Annotated in this window: 12 protein-coding genes; 8 read left to right on the top strand and 4 right to left on the bottom strand. The window is 35.8% G+C overall.

What is annotated here, in order from left to right:
- The first annotated feature begins 18 nt into the window (after positions 1-18).
- The 7 genes from MTP08_RS01995 to MTP08_RS01965 all read left to right on the top strand — a co-directional run bounded on the left by MTP08_RS01995 (position 19) and on the right by MTP08_RS01965 (position 12,907).
- Positions 19-3,114, top strand: coding sequence for a T9SS type B sorting domain-containing protein (locus MTP08_RS01995; protein ID WP_243576838.1), 3,096 nt, complete (start codon positions 19-21; stop codon positions 3,112-3,114).
- 136 nt (positions 3,115-3,250) lie between these two features.
- Positions 3,251-6,091 (top strand): T9SS type B sorting domain-containing protein, encoded by a 2,841-nt coding sequence (locus MTP08_RS01990; RefSeq protein ID WP_243576837.1) that lies wholly within the window; start codon positions 3,251-3,253, stop codon positions 6,089-6,091.
- A gap of 113 nt (positions 6,092-6,204) precedes the next feature.
- Positions 6,205-9,624: a T9SS type B sorting domain-containing protein gene (locus tag MTP08_RS01985; protein ID WP_243576836.1), complete on the top strand. Its 3,420-nt coding sequence runs from the start codon at positions 6,205-6,207 to the stop codon at positions 9,622-9,624.
- A 106-nt stretch (positions 9,625-9,730) separates the two neighbouring features.
- Positions 9,731-10,519 carry a hypothetical protein gene (locus MTP08_RS01980; protein ID WP_243576835.1) on the top strand — a complete coding sequence of 263 codons (789 nt, stop codon included), beginning with the start codon at positions 9,731-9,733 and terminating at the stop codon, positions 10,517-10,519.
- Between the two features lie 136 nt (positions 10,520-10,655).
- Positions 10,656-11,438, top strand: coding sequence for a DUF6759 domain-containing protein (locus MTP08_RS01975; protein ID WP_243576834.1), 783 nt, complete (start codon positions 10,656-10,658; stop codon positions 11,436-11,438).
- Positions 11,439-11,511: 73 nt separating this feature from the next.
- The gene (gene trmB / locus MTP08_RS01970; RefSeq protein ID WP_243576833.1) at positions 11,512-12,189 is read left to right on the top strand and encodes a tRNA (guanosine(46)-N7)-methyltransferase TrmB; all 678 of its coding nucleotides are present in this window, start codon (positions 11,512-11,514) and stop codon (positions 12,187-12,189) included.
- Positions 12,190-12,205: 16 nt separating this feature from the next.
- On the top strand, positions 12,206-12,907 hold the full coding sequence (locus MTP08_RS01965; RefSeq protein WP_243576832.1) for a DUF6759 domain-containing protein: 702 nt from the start codon (positions 12,206-12,208) through the stop codon (positions 12,905-12,907).
- Between the two features lie 57 nt (positions 12,908-12,964).
- On the opposite strand, the gene rpsB is transcribed toward MTP08_RS01965, so the two are convergent.
- The 4 genes from rpsB to MTP08_RS01945 all read right to left on the bottom strand — a co-directional run bounded on the left by rpsB (position 12,965) and on the right by MTP08_RS01945 (position 15,298).
- The gene (gene rpsB, locus MTP08_RS01960) at positions 12,965-13,729 is read right to left on the bottom strand and encodes a 30S ribosomal protein S2 (RefSeq protein WP_243576831.1); all 765 of its coding nucleotides are present in this window, start codon (positions 13,727-13,729) and stop codon (positions 12,965-12,967) included.
- 186 nt (positions 13,730-13,915) lie between these two features.
- The gene (gene rpsI, locus MTP08_RS01955) at positions 13,916-14,302 is read right to left on the bottom strand and encodes a 30S ribosomal protein S9 (protein WP_243576830.1); all 387 of its coding nucleotides are present in this window, start codon (positions 14,300-14,302) and stop codon (positions 13,916-13,918) included.
- Positions 14,303-14,308: 6 nt separating this feature from the next.
- Entirely contained in the window at positions 14,309-14,764 is a 456-nt protein-coding gene (gene rplM / locus MTP08_RS01950; protein WP_089744155.1) for a 50S ribosomal protein L13, read from the bottom strand.
- A 201-nt stretch (positions 14,765-14,965) separates the two neighbouring features.
- Entirely contained in the window at positions 14,966-15,298 is a 333-nt protein-coding gene (locus MTP08_RS01945) for a hypothetical protein (RefSeq protein ID WP_243576829.1), read from the bottom strand.
- Positions 15,299-15,508: 210 nt separating this feature from the next.
- Here MTP08_RS01945 and MTP08_RS01940 point away from each other — a divergent pair, with 210 nt between their 5' ends.
- Positions 15,509-18,856, top strand: coding sequence for a methylmalonyl-CoA mutase family protein (locus MTP08_RS01940; protein WP_243576828.1), 3,348 nt, complete (start codon positions 15,509-15,511; stop codon positions 18,854-18,856).
- Positions 18,857-18,940: the final 84 nt, after the last annotated feature.

Genomic DNA, 18,940 nt, shown 5'->3' with positions numbered 1-18,940 from the left:
ATCCTAATTCTTTAACTTATGAAAAGATTTCTACTGAGTTTAGTATTAATATTTCTATCTTTCTCTTCCCTCTTTGCCCAAAGAGATACAGAGCATTGGATAGCGCCATATTATTACTCGACATCGTACACTCAGGCTTTGTATTTATCTACAGACTCTGTAACACCATTTCAGGTAACAATTTATAGTAATAATACTCCTTTACCTAATGGAGTGGTTACGATAAGCAAGAATAATCCTGTTGTTTTTCCGGTACCAGCAGGAACGGTATCTACCAATTCCAATTCGGAAGCCTTTAATGTTATTAACAAAGGAATGTATCTTAATGGTGCAAAGCCATTTTACTGTACATTAAGAATGGTAAGCAGTACCACTCACGCAGAAATATTAACAAGTAAAGGTAAAGCAGGTATTGGTAATAAGTTTTATGTAGCCGGAACTCCTTATGATGGCTCTACTGATAGTCTTTACAATTTCACAGCGGGTGTATTGGCAACAGAAAACAATACAGTAGTTACTGTTACATGGACTGGAAGTATCAGTTTCTATGGTGGAGGTGTTCCGCCAAGTAACACTAAAACATTCACACTTAATAAAGGACAGTCATTTATATTTGCAGGTAGTGGTGATGGTACATCACCATTTACAGGTGCTAAAATTGTATCTAATAAACCTATAACCCTTACCAATGGAAACGTTAATGGTAATTTTGGAAACAATCCTTCAGGTTCAGATGCTGTTTTGGATCAGTCTGTTCCTGTCGAAAGATTAGGAAGCACTTTTGCAATGGTAAGAACAAGATCTACCAATGACGATTTAGAAGGTGCTATTATTGTAGCTACAGAAGATAACACACAAATTTTCTTGAATGGGTCTAATATTCCTGCTGCTACAAAAAATGAAGGTGAATGGTTCAGAGTAACAGGAGCTAGCTATATACAGCAAGGAGGTGCTTCTTCCAATCATTATAACATGTTGGTTTCTACTTCAAAAAATGCGTATGTATACCAATTGGTATCTGTTCTAAATAGCAATGCAACATGTGGATTTAACTACATACCACCTTTAAGCTGTTTCTTACCTAAGAAAATTGATGAAATACCACTTATTAACGAAATGCCTTTGGGTACAGGAAGTACGAGTACTGTTCCGTCTGGTGTAGTTATTAAACTAAATATTTTAACTGAAGCAGGTGCAAACGTTACCGTAAATGGAGTTGCACCAACTGCAGCACAAGGACCTTTTCAGCTTACAGGTAATACCAACTGGGTAACATACGGAATAGAAGGAGTTACTGGTAACTTAACAATTCAGTCTACAAAAGCTGTAACCGCAGGAATCAATGGAGGATATTCAACTTCTGGATATGGCGGTTATTTTGCGGGATTCTCCTCAACTCCTATTATTGCTAAGCAAACAGGAGACTGTATTCCAGGAATTATTTTAGAAGTTGATGACAGCTACGACACGTACCAGTGGTATTTAGAAAGCACTGCTATTCCTGGAGCCACTTCAAACACTTATACTCCTACAGTGGCAGGTAACTATACTGTAAAAGTAACAATGGGTACATGTCCTCCAGTAACTACACCTGTATATAAAGTATTTAAATGTTTACAACAAACTAATAAAACGATATACATCTGTGGAGCTAAAACAATTACTCCAACATTTACAAATTCTACTCAAACGTTATCTCCAGGAAGTGTTACAATTATAACACAACCCACAAAAGGTACGGCAACAATTAATCCAAGTACCGGTGTTATAACTTATATGCCTAATACAGGGAATACTCCTGGTACACAAGATGTAATCGTTTATAAATTCTGTGGAACAGCTCCAGAGTTTGTAGATTGCGAAGAAGTAACTTTAAATTTAATGCTAGTACCATTTGTATTAACAGACAGAACAGTATATGCTTGTAAATATTCTGGAAACGGATTTTTTGATTTGACTTCTGCAAATGTTACAGACAATACAGTACCTACTACTAAAAAGTACTATCCTACTTTAGCAGATTTAAATGCTGGTACAAACGAAATTACGAACCCTTCAAATTATTTTTCAGCTGCTGGTTTTGTATATGTGTATGTTACAACCAATGAAGGCTGTGCTGGTATTGCAAAAATCACCTTAGATTTTTACCCAACACCAGTAGTTAAAGATGCTAGTTTAACGGTTTGCTATATTCCAAATAATGAAACAAAAGGAGCTTTTGATCTAACTTCAGCGAATGTAACTTCCGAGACTCCGGTAACTAAAAAATATTACCCAACATTTACTGATGCAAGCAACGGAACCAATGAAATTACTTTAAATTCAACTTTGTATATTTCTGCAAATAGCACAGTATATGTAAGAGTATTTAATTCTAATAACTGTTATGCAATTGCAAAAATCAGTTTAAATGTAACTCCACCAAACAGATCTACAGTATTGAAAAATAAATATATCTGTATTAATGACAGAACTACTTTAGATGCTGGACCTGGATATCAGTCGTATTTATGGAGCACTGGTGCGACTACACAAACATTACCTGGTGTGGGAGTTGGAGAATATTGGGTTACCTTACAAAGTAACGGATGTTATGTGACACAATTGGTAAGCGTGAAAAAAGCAGAGGATCCGGTAATCACCAATATCGAAATATCAAATAACTCGGCAACTGTACTTGTAAACGGAGGAACAGCTCCATATAAATATTCTTTGGATGGAACCAACTGGCAAGATTCAAATGTATTTACCAATCTATCAAGAGGGCAACATAAGTTTTTTGTAAAAGATTCTTTTAACTGTGCTCCTATTTCAGTAGAACTTACAGTACCAAACTTAGTAAATGTTATTACTCCAAATGGCGACAAAGTAAATGATTATATAGACTATAAAGAATTAGCATATAAAGAAAATCTTACTTTTGTAGTGTATGACAGATATGGAAATATGGTCTTTAAAGGTGATAAGTTTAACAACTATAAATGGGATGGAACTCACCAAGATAAAAAAATTCTTACGGGAACTTATTGGTACCACATTAATTGGAATGAGCCAAATGCGGCTAAAACCCCAATTAAATATTCCGGATGGATTTTAGTTAAAAACAGAGAATAATTTTAAATGATAATGAAAACAAAAATACCACAATGTAAAAATTGTGGTATTTTTTATTAATAATGAATTTATTTATTGAAAAACAGATTTAATACAAATTTTTCTACTATTTTTGTAATTATCCCAATTTTATATTATGAAAAAAAGTCTACTATTTTTTTTATTCTTTATTTTTTACGGTAATCTAGTTTTCGCTCAGCGGGACACCGATCATTGGATTGCACCATTTTACGAAACTACGTCGCATATTGGTCGTATGCTTTACCTTTCAACAGACTCCGTACAACCTTTTGATGTTACCATATACAGTAATAACATTGCAAGAGGAACTGTAACAATAAGCAAAGGATCTCCACAAACATTTACAGTACAACAGGCATTTATTAGTACAGCCAGTACCAGTGAAGCTTTTTCTGTTATCAATAAAGGTTTATATATAAAAGGTGAAAAACCGTTTTATTGTACATTAAGATTAGCCAGTAATACCACTCACGCCGAAATTGTGACCAGCAAAGGTAAAGCCGGGATCGGAAAAGAGTTTTTCGTAGCTACTACCCCATCTCCGTACAATAGTACAACCAATAATTTCACAGCAGGAGTTCTAGCCACAGAAGACAATACTACAGTTACAGTAACTTGGGGCAACACAGCAAATATTTCTTTCTTCGGAGCTACTCCGACAACAAATACCCATACTTTTACTTTAAATAAAGGACAATCTTTTATTTTTGCCGGTTCTGGTGCTATTGCTGCAAATATGGATAAATTTACCGGAGCAAGAATAGTTTCGGATAAACCTATAACGTTAACCAATGGAAACATGAATGGGAATTTTGGTACAGCTGCTTCCAGTGGAGGTTCAGATTCTATCTTAGACCAATCCGTACCAGTAGAAAGACTTGGAAATACATTTGCAATGGTAAGAACAAGATCTAATACTGCCAATGATATCGAAGGAGGTTTAATTATTGCAACAGAAAGCGGAACCCAAGTTTTCATCAATGGATCGGCAACACCTGCTGCTACATTAGCTCAAGGTGAGTGGTACAGAATTTCAGGAAGTAATTATATAACACAAGGCTCTGGACACAGCAATATGCTCATCAGCACCAATAAAAATGTTTATTTATATCAGTTTGTTTCTGTAAATAACAATAATTACTCTTGTGGTTTCAACTATATACCACCATTAAACTGCTTTCTTCCAAGAAAAATTGATGAAATTGGAAAAATAAACGAAATGCCTGCCGGAAACTTGGGAGAAAATACTTCTCCTAGTGATACAGTTATAAAACTTAACATCCTTACAGAAACAGGTGCAACTGTTACAGTAAACGGAAATACGCCAACTGCTGCTCAAGGTCCTTTTCAACTTACAGGAAATCCTAATTGGGTAACTTATAGCTTATCCGGAGTTACAGGTAACATTACCGTAGTTTCTAACAAAGCGGTAACTGCAGGAATTAACGGAGGATTCAGCACAGCCGGATACGGAGGATATTTTTCAGGATTCTCTTCCATCCCTTTAATTGCTAAACAAACAGGTAACTGTATTCCGGGATTGATTTTGGAAGTTGATGACAGTTATGATACCTATCAATGGTTCAGAAACGACATTCCGATTGCGGGAGCAACAAACAATTCTTTCACTCCTACACAAACAGGAAATTATACCGTAAAAATTACTGTTGGTTCTTGTGTTCCAGTTACTACTCCGGTATATAAAGTTTTTTCTTGTCTTGAAGAAACTTCAAAATCAAAAACTGTTTGCGAGGGCTATCTTAATATTGTACCACAATTTTCAACTTCTACTCAAAACTTCGTTCCTGGTACTGTACAAATCATAACTCCTCCAGCAAATGGATCGGTATTGGTAAATACTACTACCGGTGTTATTTCTTATACTCCAACTTATGGTTTGTCCGGTACAGACAAGATTGTTTACAAATTTTGTGGGAATGCTCCTGAATTTGTAGACTGCGAACAAGTAACTTTGAATTTAACTGTTGCTGAAAGTCCTACAGTAAATGACGCAACTCTTCGTACCTGCTTTTTAGAAAATAACATTGCGACAGGATTATTTAATCTTCCCAATGCCAATGTAACTTTGCAAACCGGGGTAACCAAAACGTATTATCCGTCTTTAACAGATGCCAATAATCAAACCAACGAAATCACCAATGCGGCAAACTATATAGCTCCTAATGGTGTTGTCTATGTAAGAGTAGCTAATGCGAACGGATGTTATCGTGTTGCTCAGATTACACTTGTAGTTTTTCCTCCAACCTTCTCTACTGTACTTCAAGATAAAGTAATATGCATAGAAAATAAAACTACATTGGATGCCGGTTCCGGATTTAGCGGATATGAATGGAGCACCGGAGCAACTACACAAACCATTACCAATGTTGGTGTAGGAACATATTGGGTAAAATTAAAAACCGGAGACTGTGTAGCTAAACAGGAAGTAAAAGTATATGCTTCTGAACAACCTGTAATCTCCAATATAGAAATATCTACGAACAACATAACCATTGATGTTGTAGGTGGCAATGCACCTTATGAATATTCTATTGACAATATTCACTGGCAAATTTCTAATAAGTTTTCAGAATTACCTAGAGGAGATATTAAAGTTTATGTGAGAGATACTTATAATTGTGTACCGACTGAAGTGAGCATTACAGTTCCTAATATCATCAATGTTATTACTCCTAACTCTGATGGTGTAAATGATATATTAGATTACTCTGCATTAGCCAATAAACCTAATTTGGTATTCGATATTTTTGACAGATATGGAAACAGAATCCACAGAGGAAATAAAGAAAACGGATATCAATGGGACGGTACCACCAACGACAGAAAAAAGATTTCTACAGGAAACTATTGGTATAGTATCAGCTGGAATGAAAACAACAGAACCAAAACTCCAGTTAAATTTTCAGGTTGGATTCTTGTTAAAAACAGGGAATAGTTCTTTTCAATAAAATTTTAAAACATAAACCGCGACTTTTATCGCGGTTTTTTTATTATTTTGAAAACAATTATGCTTTTTATTGTTAAATTTGTGATAAAGTCAAATCCAATATGAAGAAAATTTTATCTTTTTTTCTTATTTTCTATATATTCTATACCTCTCTTGCACAGTTAGACAGAGAACATTGGTTTGCTCCGATGGTAGACAGAACGGGAAACCCAAATCCTTACCAAAAACTATATCTTTCAACGAACAGGGCAACTCCATTCCCTGTAAAAATTTATAACAATAATGTGTTGATTGGTACAGTAACAATCAACAGGAACAATCCTCAAAAGTTTGATGTTCTAAGAGAATATATTATTACCACACAGCAGACAGATTTATTTACCCCAACTACAAAAGGGCTTTATCTTCAGGCAGACTTTCCCTTTTATGCAAATTTGAGATTTTCGGTATTCAATCATGCCGAAATTATTACCTCTAAAGGAACTGCATCCAAAGGATTAACATTCCACGTAGCTTCAGCTCCTATTACCGTTAGCAATAATATTCTGAATTTTATGACCAGTATTCTTGCTACCGAAGATAATACAACGGTCACCATTTCAGGATACAAACCCACAGTACAATTTTCTAACGGATTTACTGGGGCAACCAACCCAACATTAACTTTTAACTTAAATAAAGGACAATCTTATATATTAGATGGTATTGGTGATATCACTGGAAATTCTGATGGTTTTATCGGTGCAAAAATAGTTACTACAAAACCTGTAAATGTCACCAATGGTAATTTTAATGGACAATACGCTGGAAACCAACCTTTAAGTTCAGATATTCTGATGGATCAGTCTGTACCTGTCAATCAACTTGGAAGTACATTCGCTTTAGTAAAAGGAAATGGAAATATCGGAAGCAATATGGAAGGAGCTCTAGTTATTGCAACCGAAGACAATACAGCCATCTATGTAAATAACGAGACTTTACCTATTACAACAATCAACACTGGACAATATTTCGTTATTCCTGACACTAAGTACATTGCACAAGGCAACGGACATTACAATATGTATATTGTAACCAATAAGAAAGCCTATGTATATCAAATGCTTGCAGGAGCATCCAATACCGGAACCGAAGTTGCCACAGGAGGTTTTAATTTCATCCCTAGTTTGAATTGTTATCTTCCTAAGCAGATTGATGAGCTAGGATTTATAAATGAAAATTTTGTTCATACCAATGCCAATCCATCGGGAATACTCAATATTCCTACAAAACTCAACCTTATCACAGAAAGAGGTGCAGTAGTGAATGTAAACGGAGCTCCTCCTCCTGCAGGAACCGGACCTTTTGATATGACAGGAACAAACAATTGGGTAACCTACGGAATACCTAATACGGTAGGAACCATAAGAATAACATCTACAAAAGCCATTACTGCAGGAATTAATGCAGGTAGTGATGCGGTGGGATATGGTGGTTTTTTTGCAGGATTTCCTACTCAACCAGTGATTATAAAGTCTGGAGGCGACTGTGTTCCAGGGATTGTTCTTACAGTGGATCCTATTATCTATGAAAACTACCAATGGTATCACAACGGAGGTATAATTCCAGGAGCTACATTACCCACTTATACACCTACCCAATCTGGTTATTATACCTGTTCGGTTACCATGGGAAGCTGTGCTCCTCTAATTACAGAACCTTTTAAAGTTTTAAACTGTCTGAAAATTACCAATCAAACTCTTGATGTTTGTGATGTTAAAAACATAACTCCGACATTTTCTGTTTCTACACAGACTCCAGTTGCTTCAACAGTAGCAATTACGACAGCCCCAACTTTGGGAACAGCAACTATAAATACAACAACCGGTGTTATTACTTATACCGCAACAAACCCTACAGTAGCGGGAACAGACACTTTCACATATACATTTTGTGGAAACGACACTATATTCCCAGACTGCGAATCTATCACAGTAACAATAAACATTCAACCGGTAACTGTTACCAATGCTACGATGACTTCTTGTAGTGTAAATGGCTTAGGAACTTTCAATCTTACAACAGCCAATATTACTAACAATAATCCTGTAACCAAAACTTATTATACAAGTTTAGCGGCAGCACAGACCGAAAATGCTGCTGGTTTAATTTCTGCTCCTACATCTTATTCGGCTCCGGCAGGAACAATTGTATATGTTGTTGTTAAAAATCCCGCAGGCTGTAAAAACATTGCACAAATTACCCTTAATCACTATCCAACAATCAATATATTACCCAATCACAATAATGCGTTATGTGATGAAAATTTTGATGGCATTGTAAATGTTGTTTTATCGGATATTACCCCAATTATTCTAACTAATCCCACGTATTTCACCAATGTAAAGTATTATGCCAGTCTTTCGGATGCAATGAATAATACCAACAATACATTACCGAATAACTGGAGCTACTCTACCAATACAACCATATATGTAAGAGTAGAATCTCCCGATGGATGTGGAGCTGTTGTTCAGTGGGTTTCTTTCAGTATTGGAGGCAAAGTTCCACTCCTTACAACATTGCTTGTACAAAATTATTGTGATGATGATCTTGACGGAACCAAACAAGTAAACTTATCACAGTTCATCAGTCAGTTTACCACAGATCCACAGGTTTCGGCGACTTACCATGCAAGTTTAGCCGATGCTCAGAACAATGTATCACCTATTAACGGAGCAGTTACGCTCACAGGTACAAAAACTTATTATATCCGATTTACAAAACCCGGATTATGTGCTGAAGTTGCCACTTTAAGAATCACCCTTAAAACTCCAAAAAAATCTGAAATATTAAAAGATAAAGTTATTTGCCCAAAAACTCTTACTATATTAGATGCAGGACCTGGCTTCTCTTCTTACTTATGGAGTACAGGGGCTACAACTCAATCTATCTCTAATGTCTCTACCGGGAATTATTGGGTAGAACTGACGTTTGATGGATGTGTTTATAAACAATTTGTAAATGTATCAGATTCGGTTTTACCAGTAATAACTTCCATCGAAATTAACGGAACTACAGTAACCGTAGGAGTAAGTGGCGGAAACCCGGCTTACGAATACTCGCTAGATGGCTTTATCTGGCAAAATTCTAACGTATTTACAAATGTAACACGAGGTACTTATACGGTATATGTGAGAGACTCTTTGAAATGCAACATCGTAAAAGAAGATTTTGTCATCATCGACCTTATCAATACTATTACCCCAAATGGTGACGGCAGAAATGATGTAATTAATTACTCTTCGTTGATGAACAAAAAAAATCTTGAATTTAGAATTTTTGATCGTTATGGTGCTGAAGTTTTCCGTGGTACGCCCAACAATAATTTTACATGGGACGGAAATATGAAAGGTAGGCCAGTGCCTACCGCCACATATTGGTATTTTATCAGCTGGACAGAGTTGGGGAATATAACTACAGTAAAATATTCCAGCTGGTTGTTGGTAAAACACAGGAATAACAATCTGTGGGACAAATAATTATTAGGTCATTAACATTTCATTTTAAAGTTTAATAAAATTTTAACCCTTATTTAGGTAAATATCAGTGATCGCTTCTGTATTCTTATGTATTTTTGCATGAGATATGAATAAAATTTTAATTATTTGTTTTTTTATTTTCTTGGGTAAAATAAATGCACAGGTTTTTTCCGGTGAAGTATTCCTGAGAGATAATTCGATGCTATATCTTAATCAGGTATATGTTACCAATCTTAATAAGCTTAAAACAGTGCTTACGACTTATAACGGAGATTTTAAATTAGCAGCAGAACCTGGAGATGTCATACGTTTTACTTCAATTATTACGGAAAGAAAAGATGTAAAACTAACCCCTCAAATGCTGAACTCCAATAATCTGGTAGAACTAAAAATTGCTTATCAGGATATTCAGGAAGTGGTTATCAACAGATTCAGGCCCACAGGAAATTTAAGATACGATGTAAATTCAATCCGTAAGGATGATAAATCGCTGGCTATAAAAAAAGCAATCGGACTTCCCGAACCCAAAGGAGACGGAACTCCGCAAGAACTTCCTATTGCCAGTTTCAGAGATGGTGGTCTTTCACTTAGTATAGAAAGTATTTTTGATGCATTATCCGGGGAAAGAAAGAAGAAACAGAGACTAGTTGCGTACGAAAGAATGTCTAATTCTGTTACTCAAATAAAAAATTACTTGGGTAAAGATTATTTTACCCGCTTCAAAATCCCTGAAAATCTTATCGATAATTTTTTACAGTTTGTTTATACCTCAGAAAATATTGAAGTTTTTGTGCAGACAGGCAATTTCGAGGCAGTAAAACTCCCTATTGAAAAATATCTTCCTATTTATCAAAAAAGATTAAAAAATTCTCATTTACAGGAAGTAGTCAATTAAATATCATTTAAAATTTAAATAAGTTTTTAATCTATATACTGATGTTCTTTTTTTTAAATTTCTCTATTTTTATAAAAAAATTTTGAGTTTTTTTGAGAATTTTATGAATGATTTCAGTAATCAATTTTAAATATCAATGAAAAAATTAGTTTTAATTTTTATAACATTATTCTCTGTACTCTATTCTGCCCAAAAGCAAAATAAAGACTATAGCGACATTCTTAAGAGTAAAAGCATATACGAGATTAATGCCTTTCTGAGAGATGCACATCCCGATGATCCTCGCAGATCTGTTCTTAAACCCAGAGTAATGAGTTTAATGAAAGAGTACATCGCAGATGCTGCTCCCGGCGATAGAAAAGTAAGAGAAATGCAGGAAAATCTCGCAAGACTGAAGAGAGGAAATTCTACTAAAATATCTTTTGAAGAATATAATGCTAAAATTAAGCAAAAACAGATATTAAAATATCAAAAGCAGTTACAAGTCGGTCAGGCAGCAATCGTTTACACTAAAAGTTCTCCAAAGAATGTATATATTGAAAACTCGGAATCTGCAAAAAATACAACCATCGCAATTCCTGACACCGAAGCAGCAGAATTTAATATGCTAATGGCAGAAAACCCTGCTGAACATAAAGATAAGACCGTAAAAATTCTTAATTCACTCTTCGATAACGATCCTAACTCTAAAGAATGCATCATACTTATCCAGAATAAATCGGATTGTAATATTATCGTTAGAATAGACGGGGTTGGAAACACAAAATACAGACTTCCTGTTCCTGCTCAGTCGGATAATTCTATAGTTGTACAAAAAGGAGATTACCTTCTTTCGAGTATCGTTTGTGGCGCTCAGTATGCATCACAAAAAACCATTCAAAAACCCTTGATGGTTGCTTTAGGAAGCTCTTCAAAATAATCTGCTCACCATCAAATTAAAAATTTTTATGCTGCATAATTTTCGTAATTTTGCAGCATTTCATTTATAATTCATGGGCAAAAATAAACTAAGAAGATTCGCAGAAAACAAGATATTACCTAACGTCATTCAACCAACCAGAGATGAAGCTCTGAATGGTTTTGAATTGAAAGGAAAATGGAGAGATCATTTCTTTAAAAATAACCAACCCATCGTTCTGGAATTAGGTTGCGGAAAAGGCGAATATTCTGTAGGACTCGCTAAAACATTTACTGATAAGAATTTTATCGGAATTGATATTAAAGGGGCAAGATTCTGGTTTGGAGCCAAAGAAGCTGTAGAAAATAATATGAAAAATGTAGCTTTTTTACGTTCTCAAATAGAATTGGTAGATTATTATTTTGCTGAAAATGAAGTAGATGAAATCTGGATTACTTTTCCCGATCCGCAAATTAAATACAAAAGAACCAAACACAGACTCACCCACCCCGATTTTCTGGAGCGTTACAAAAAATTCTTAAAACCGGGAGGTATTATCCATCTAAAAACAGATTCAGAATTTCTCCACGGCTACACATTAGGATACTTACAGGGTGCAGGCTACGAAATCATAAGTGCTCATCACGACATTTATGGTGCATTGGAGTACGATCCAGAAACGCCACATTTACGTGATATAAAAACACATTATGAAGAGCTTTTCTCGTCTAAAGGCAAAACCATCACTTACATAAAATTCAAAATAAATTAAAGGAATATTACTTTTAATGAGGAAAAATTGGTTATTGGCTATTGTATTCGGTCTTTTTATTTCTTCATGTGCTTCCAACTCGGCTAATGAAGAGATTTTGAAAAGCAATAACATTCAGGAAATAGAAAAATATTTGTCTCAGGCACATCCTGAAGATCCTAAACGCAGAATTCTGAAGCAACATCTTATTGCCATTAAAAATACAGAATGGACAAAGGGAAGAAAAGATGCCAAGCCTATGGAAGCAAGACCGCTTTTTTTTAATCTGCCAGACTTAGCTTCTGCGAAAAAAAATACAGAGGCAAGAGATGAACTTTTCCGAAAACTGATGGCGGAAACTCCAGAGGAGCACCAAGAAAAAACAGTAAAACTTCTGAATACATTATTTAATAAAGATATTAATAGTAATGAGGTTATTCTTCTTATTAAAAATAATTCTGACTGTAATTTGGTCCTAGAAATTTCGGGGAAAAAATTTTATAATTTACCCGTTCCTTCTAAAGGAGAGAATTCTATTGTAGTAAATAAAGATAATTACAGCTTATCGGGAAGTCTTTGCGATGTAATGTATCAAAACAAAAAAGAAATCAATAAAAGCTTTATTATGGTTTTGAACAACCCTGGATATAATGAAAATATAGACAGATTAGAAAAATCGCCAAATTTAAAAAGCACAGTTAAAAAAAGGAATACATCCAAATCTAAAAGAAGAGCTTAATCCATAAAAAAACCGCTGAAATTCAGCGGTTTTACTTATTTTAAAGATAAATCTTAATTATTCAGCAGAATCGAAATCTGCATCTTTATCAGCAGAAACTACTTCTCCTTCTTCTTTAGATTTTTCTTTATCAGCTTTTCTTTGAGACTGACCTTCTTTGATAGAGTCTGAAACAACGTTCAAAATCATATCAATAGATTTAGAAGCATCATCGTTTCCTGGGATAACGAAATCAACTTTTCTAGGATCAGAGTTAGTATCAACAATACCGAAAACTGGAATACCTAATTTCTTAGCTTCAGTTACAGCGATATGTTCTCTCATGATATCTACAACAAAGATTGCAGAAGGAAGACGAACCATGTCTGAGATAGAACCTAAGTTTTTCTCTAAGTTAGCTCTTTGTCTGTCTACTTGTAATCTTTCTTTTTTAGATAAAGTTTCGAACGTACCGTCTTTTTTCATTTTGTCGATAGCGTTCATTTTCTTTACAGCCTTTCTGATAGTAACAAAGTTTGTTAACATACCTCCTGGCCATCTTTCTGTAATATAAGGCATATTAAGTTCAGCAGCGTGTTTTGCAACAACCTCTTTCGCTTGCTTTTTAGTAGCTACGAAAAGAACTTTTTTACCTGCAGAAGTTAATTTTTCTAAAGCGTTACAAGCTTCATCCAATTTAACTGCTGTTTTATGTAAGTCTACAATGTGAATACCGTTTTTCTCCATAAAAATGTATGGAGCCATATTTGGATTCCACTTTCTAGTCATGTGACCGAAGTGTACACCAGCCTCTAGAAGGTCTTTTACATTTGCTTTTGCCATGTTTTCTGTTTTTGTTAGTTTACTTTCCGTTTTTTAAACAATCAACAACTTCTTTAGATGGGAGAAGCGTTTGGATGCTAAACGTAACGGGCAATTTTTAAAATTAGATTAATAGATTTCAGATATAAGATAGCAGACGAAAAAAGGTCTGAAATCTGACATCTCCAATCTGATGTCTGAAAAAAATTAACGTTTTGAGAATTGGAATCTCTTTCTTGCTTTTTTCTGACCTGGCTTCTTTCTTTCCACCATTCTTGCGTCTCTTGTAAGTAAACCAGCTGGTTTTAAAGCCAATCTGAATTCAGCATTAATTTCGCAAAGAGCTCTAGAAATCCCTAATCTGATAGCTTCAGCCTGACCTGTATTTCCACCTCCGAAAACGTTTACAGTAACATCGTACTGACCAACAGTTTCAGAAAGGATGAACGGCTGGTTCAATTTGTAAACCATAACGTCTGTAGAGAAATATTCTTTAGCATCTTTACCGTTTACCGTAATGTTACCAGCACCTGGTTTTACATAAACTCTTGCTACAGAAGTTTTTCTTCTACCAATTTTGTGAACTATAGACATAATTAATTATTTAATTTCGTTAACATTAATTGTTTTTGGCTGTTGAGCTTCGTGCTTGTGTTCAGTTCCTTCATATAAATAAAGATTCTTCAACAATGCAGATCCTAATCTGTTTTTTGGAAGCATACCTTTTACAGATTTTTCCAATACTTTTAAAGAATCTTTTTTCTGAAGTTCTGCAGCTGTCATAGACTTTTGACCACCAGGATACCCTGTATGCCAGATATAAGTCTTATCGTTCCACTTGTTTCCGGAAAGGGTTACTTTCCCAGCATTCAAAACAATAACATTATCACCACAATCTACGTGAGGTGTAAAGTTTGCTTTGTGCTTACCTCTCAAAATCTTTGCAACCTTAGAAGCAAGTCTTCCTAACGGTTGTCCTTCAGCGTCTACCACAACCCATTCTTTATTAGCAGTAGCTTTGTTCGCTGAAACAGTTTTGTAACTTAATGTATTCACACGTTTTAGTTAAAGATTAAACATAATTTTCCCCTAAAAGGGTGTGCAAAGGTACAAATATTTTTCTATTCTGAAAATATATTTTCAATTAAAGTATTGAAAATAATGATAATAAGGATATTATCTAGAATCAAATTGATTAAAAATGAAGCTTTTAATTTCTTAAAAGCTGTTGTGTTACAGTTGAAAAGCTCAAAAAATTTAGTTTCGTAAAGATTTACTTGCCCTAAAGCTTGCGATTAAATAATAAGCAACAAAAACAGTAGAAAACTTTAAAATGGATGGTATTGCCTTTTCAAGATTGAATATTAGTGCTCCTATCACCACCAAAAGCGCCATTACACCAAATGAAGAACCCATTTTTTGAAGTAAAGAAAATTTTGGATTATCTAAAAAATAAGCCATTCCCCACGCAAGACCGAATGCAATAGCATAATATACTTCCAGCCCAACATGCTCCCCGTCTACAAATAAATAATTAATTAAAAAACTGATGACCGTACCCAATGTAAAATAGACGAATGCTCTTTTCATATAATATAATGTATTGCAAAAATAAAAATTTAATCCGGAAAATTTAAAATAATAAAACAACATAATAAACCACAGAACACACACATTAATTTATACATAATCAAATTCTCACAAAACATATAAAACACAAACAATCAAACAACTAAAAACAAAATAAAGGTTGTTATTTTATTATTATATTTGGAAATTAAGAAATTTTCTAAATCTTTTATGGAAACCCAAAAATACACCCCAAAAAATAAAGTAAGAATTGTTACAGCCGCCTCGTTGTTCGATGGGCACGATGCTGCGATTAATATCATGCGCCGTGTCATCCAGGGCACCGGATGCGAAGTCATCCACCTCGGTCACGACAAATCTGCAGAAGAAGTGGTGAATACCGCCATTCAGGAAGACGCCAATGCCATTGCCCTTACGTCTTACCAAGGTGGTCACAACGAATATTTTAAATACATCTACGATCTTCTGAGAGAAAAAAACTCGCCACAAATCAAGATTTTTGGCGGCGGTGGCGGCGTGATCTTGCCAGAAGAGATTAAAGATCTGATGGATTATGGCATCGACAGAATTTATTCTCCCGACGATGGTCGCGAACTCGGATTACAAGGGATGATTGATGATCTGGTAAACCGCTCGGACTTTGCCACAGGCAAAGATGTAGAAGCAAAAGATCTGGACAGCATCAGTTTTGAAAACCCGACAAGTATTGCCAAAATCATCTCTGCGGTAGAAAACTTCTCCGAAGAAAAACCAGATTTGGTAGCTACCATCAACGAAAAATCAAAAGACCTTAACATCCCAATTATTGGTATCACAGGCACTGGCGGCGCGGGAAAATCTTCTTTAACAGACGAATTGGTAAGGCGTTTTATCCGCTCAAATCCGGAAAAAAAGATTGCCATTATCTCGATTGATCCTTCTAAAAAGAAAACCGGAGGCGCACTTTTGGGAGACAGAATCCGTATGAACGCCATCAATGACCCAAGAGTTTACATGCGCTCTATGGCGACGAGAGAGAACAACGTTTCGGTTTCGCCATTTATTCATTCTGCCTTGAATGTATTGAAATTGGCTCATCCAGATGTTATCATTCTTGAGACTTCGGGTATCGGACAATCTGGCTCAGAAGTATCTGATTTTTCGGATGTTTCTATGTATGTGATGACGCCTGAATATGGTGCATCTACGCAGTTAGAGAAAATCGACATGTTAGATTACGCCGATTTGGTGGCACTAAACAAATCTGATAAACGGGGCGCTTTGGATGCGCTACAAGCGGTGAGAAAACAGTTCCAAAGAAATCATTTATTATGGGAGCAACCATTGGACGAAATGCCAGTCTATGCGACCAAAGCATCGCAGTTTAACGATCACGGCACCACTGAATTATACAACAGATTGGTGTCTAAAGTGAATGATAAATTTGCTGATTTGGATTTAAAAACATTTGTCGAACAAGAAATCACTGATGAAGTAACGATTATCCCTCCCAAAAGAGTCCGTTACCTTTCTGAAATTGTTGAAAACAACAGACAGTATGACGAAAACGTTGAAAAACAAGCGGAGTTAGCCCGAAAAATGTATCAGATTGATGGGGTTAAAAAAATCATTTCCAACGAAACTTTAGACGCCGAATATCAAAAAGCCGAGAAAGAACTTCAACAAGAAAATATCGACTTCCTAAAAACTTGGGACGACACGAAAAAGGCGTTCCACGAAGAGTTTTATTCCTACTTCGTAAGAGGCAAAGAAATTAAAGTGGAGACCTCAACAGAATCTTTATCTCATCTTAGAATTCCGAAAATTGCGTTACCAAAATACAACGATTGGGGCGACCTCATCCAATGGAAAGGACAGGAAAATCTCCCGGGGAGCTTCCCTTACACCGCAGGGATTTATCCTTTCAAAAGAACCGGAGAAGATCCAACGAGAATGTTCGCCGGGGAAGGTGGTCCGGAAAGAACCAACAGGAGATTCCACTACGTTTCTGCAGAAATGCCTGCAAAACGTTTATCTACGGCTTTCGATTCAGTAACGCTTTACGGACAAGACCCGGCTTTACCACCGGATATTTATGGTAAAATCGGGAATGCGGGAGTTTCGATTGCCACACTGGATGATGCAAAAAAACTGTATTCCGGTTTTGATTTGGTAAATGCATTGACGTCAGTATCGATGACGATTAATGGACCAGCTCCGATGCTGTTGGCATTTTTTATGAATGCTGCCATCGACCAGAATGTTGAAAAATACATTACTGAACATCATTTAGAAGCTAAAGTTGAAGCTGTTTTAAAAGCAAAATTTGACGACAAAGGTTTAGAAAGACCAAAATATAACGGCGAATTGCCTCCTTCTAATAATGGTTTAGGCTTAAAATTATTGGGCATAACGGGTGATGAAGTGATCCCTGCCAATGCTTATGCAGAAATTAAGGCTAAAACCATCGCAACCGTCCGCGGAACGGTGCAGGCTGATATTTTAAAAGAAGATCAAGCACAAAACACTTGTATTTTCTCAACTGAATTTGCTTTGAGATTAATGGGTGACGTTCAAGAATATTTCATCAAAGAAAAAGTAAGAAACTTCTACTCAGTTTCTATTTCCGGGTATCACATTGCAGAAGCGGGTGCCAATCCGGTTTCCCAGTTGGCATTTACTTTGGCAAATGGTTTCACGTATGTTGAATATTATCTGTCAAGAGGGATGGATATCAATGATTTTGCACCAAACCTTTCCTTCTTCTTTTCCAACGGTATTGACCCAGAATATTCGGTTATCGGACGTGTGGCGAGAAGAATCTGGGCAAAAGCCATGAAACTGAAATACGGCGCCGATGAAAGAAGTCAGATGTTAAAATATCATATCCAGACCTCTGGACGTTCGCTTCACGCTCAGGAAATTGATTTTAACGATATCAGAACAACGCTTCAAGCATTGTATGCGATTTACGACAACTGTAATTCTTTGCACACGAATGCTTATGACGAGGCGATTACTACACCGACTGAACAATCTGTGCGACGAGCAATGGCAATTCAGTTAATTATCAATAAAGAATTAGGCTTAGCGAAAAACGAAAATCCGTTGCAAGGTTCATTTATTATAGAAGAATTAACCGATTTGGTGGAAGAAGCTGTTTATGCAGAGTTCGACAGAATTACCGAAAGAGGCGGTGTTTTGGGCGCGATGGAAACAATGTATCAGCGTTCTAAAATCCAGGAAGAATCGATGCATTACGAATGGCTGAAACACACCGGAGAATATCCAATTATCGGTGTGAATACCTTTTTAGGAAAAGATGGTTCGCCAACGGTACTTCCGGGGGAAGTGATCCGCTCGACTGAGGAGGAAAAGCAAGCTCAGATCGAAACTTTGCACAATTTTCAAAAAGCCAATGAAGCAAAATCTGAAGAAGCACTTAAAACGCTACAACACGCCGCCATTAATCAGCAAAACTTATTTGAGGTGATGATGGACGCTGTAAAATATTGTTCGCTTGGACAAATTACCAATGCGCTTTTTGAAGTAGGCGGTAAATATAGAAGAAATATGTAACGGCAGGGCCGTAGCCAATTATTGACTACTAAATGTTTTACATAATTGTAAATAGACCTCAGAGAATTTCCTTTGAGGTTTTTT

The organism is Chryseobacterium oryzae, from assembly GCF_022811665.1.
Taxonomy (GTDB): Bacteria; Bacteroidota; Bacteroidia; order Flavobacteriales; family Weeksellaceae; genus Chryseobacterium; species Chryseobacterium oryzae.
The sequence above is the reverse complement of the archived record's forward strand: the minus strand, read 5'-3'. Positions and strand labels throughout refer to the sequence as shown.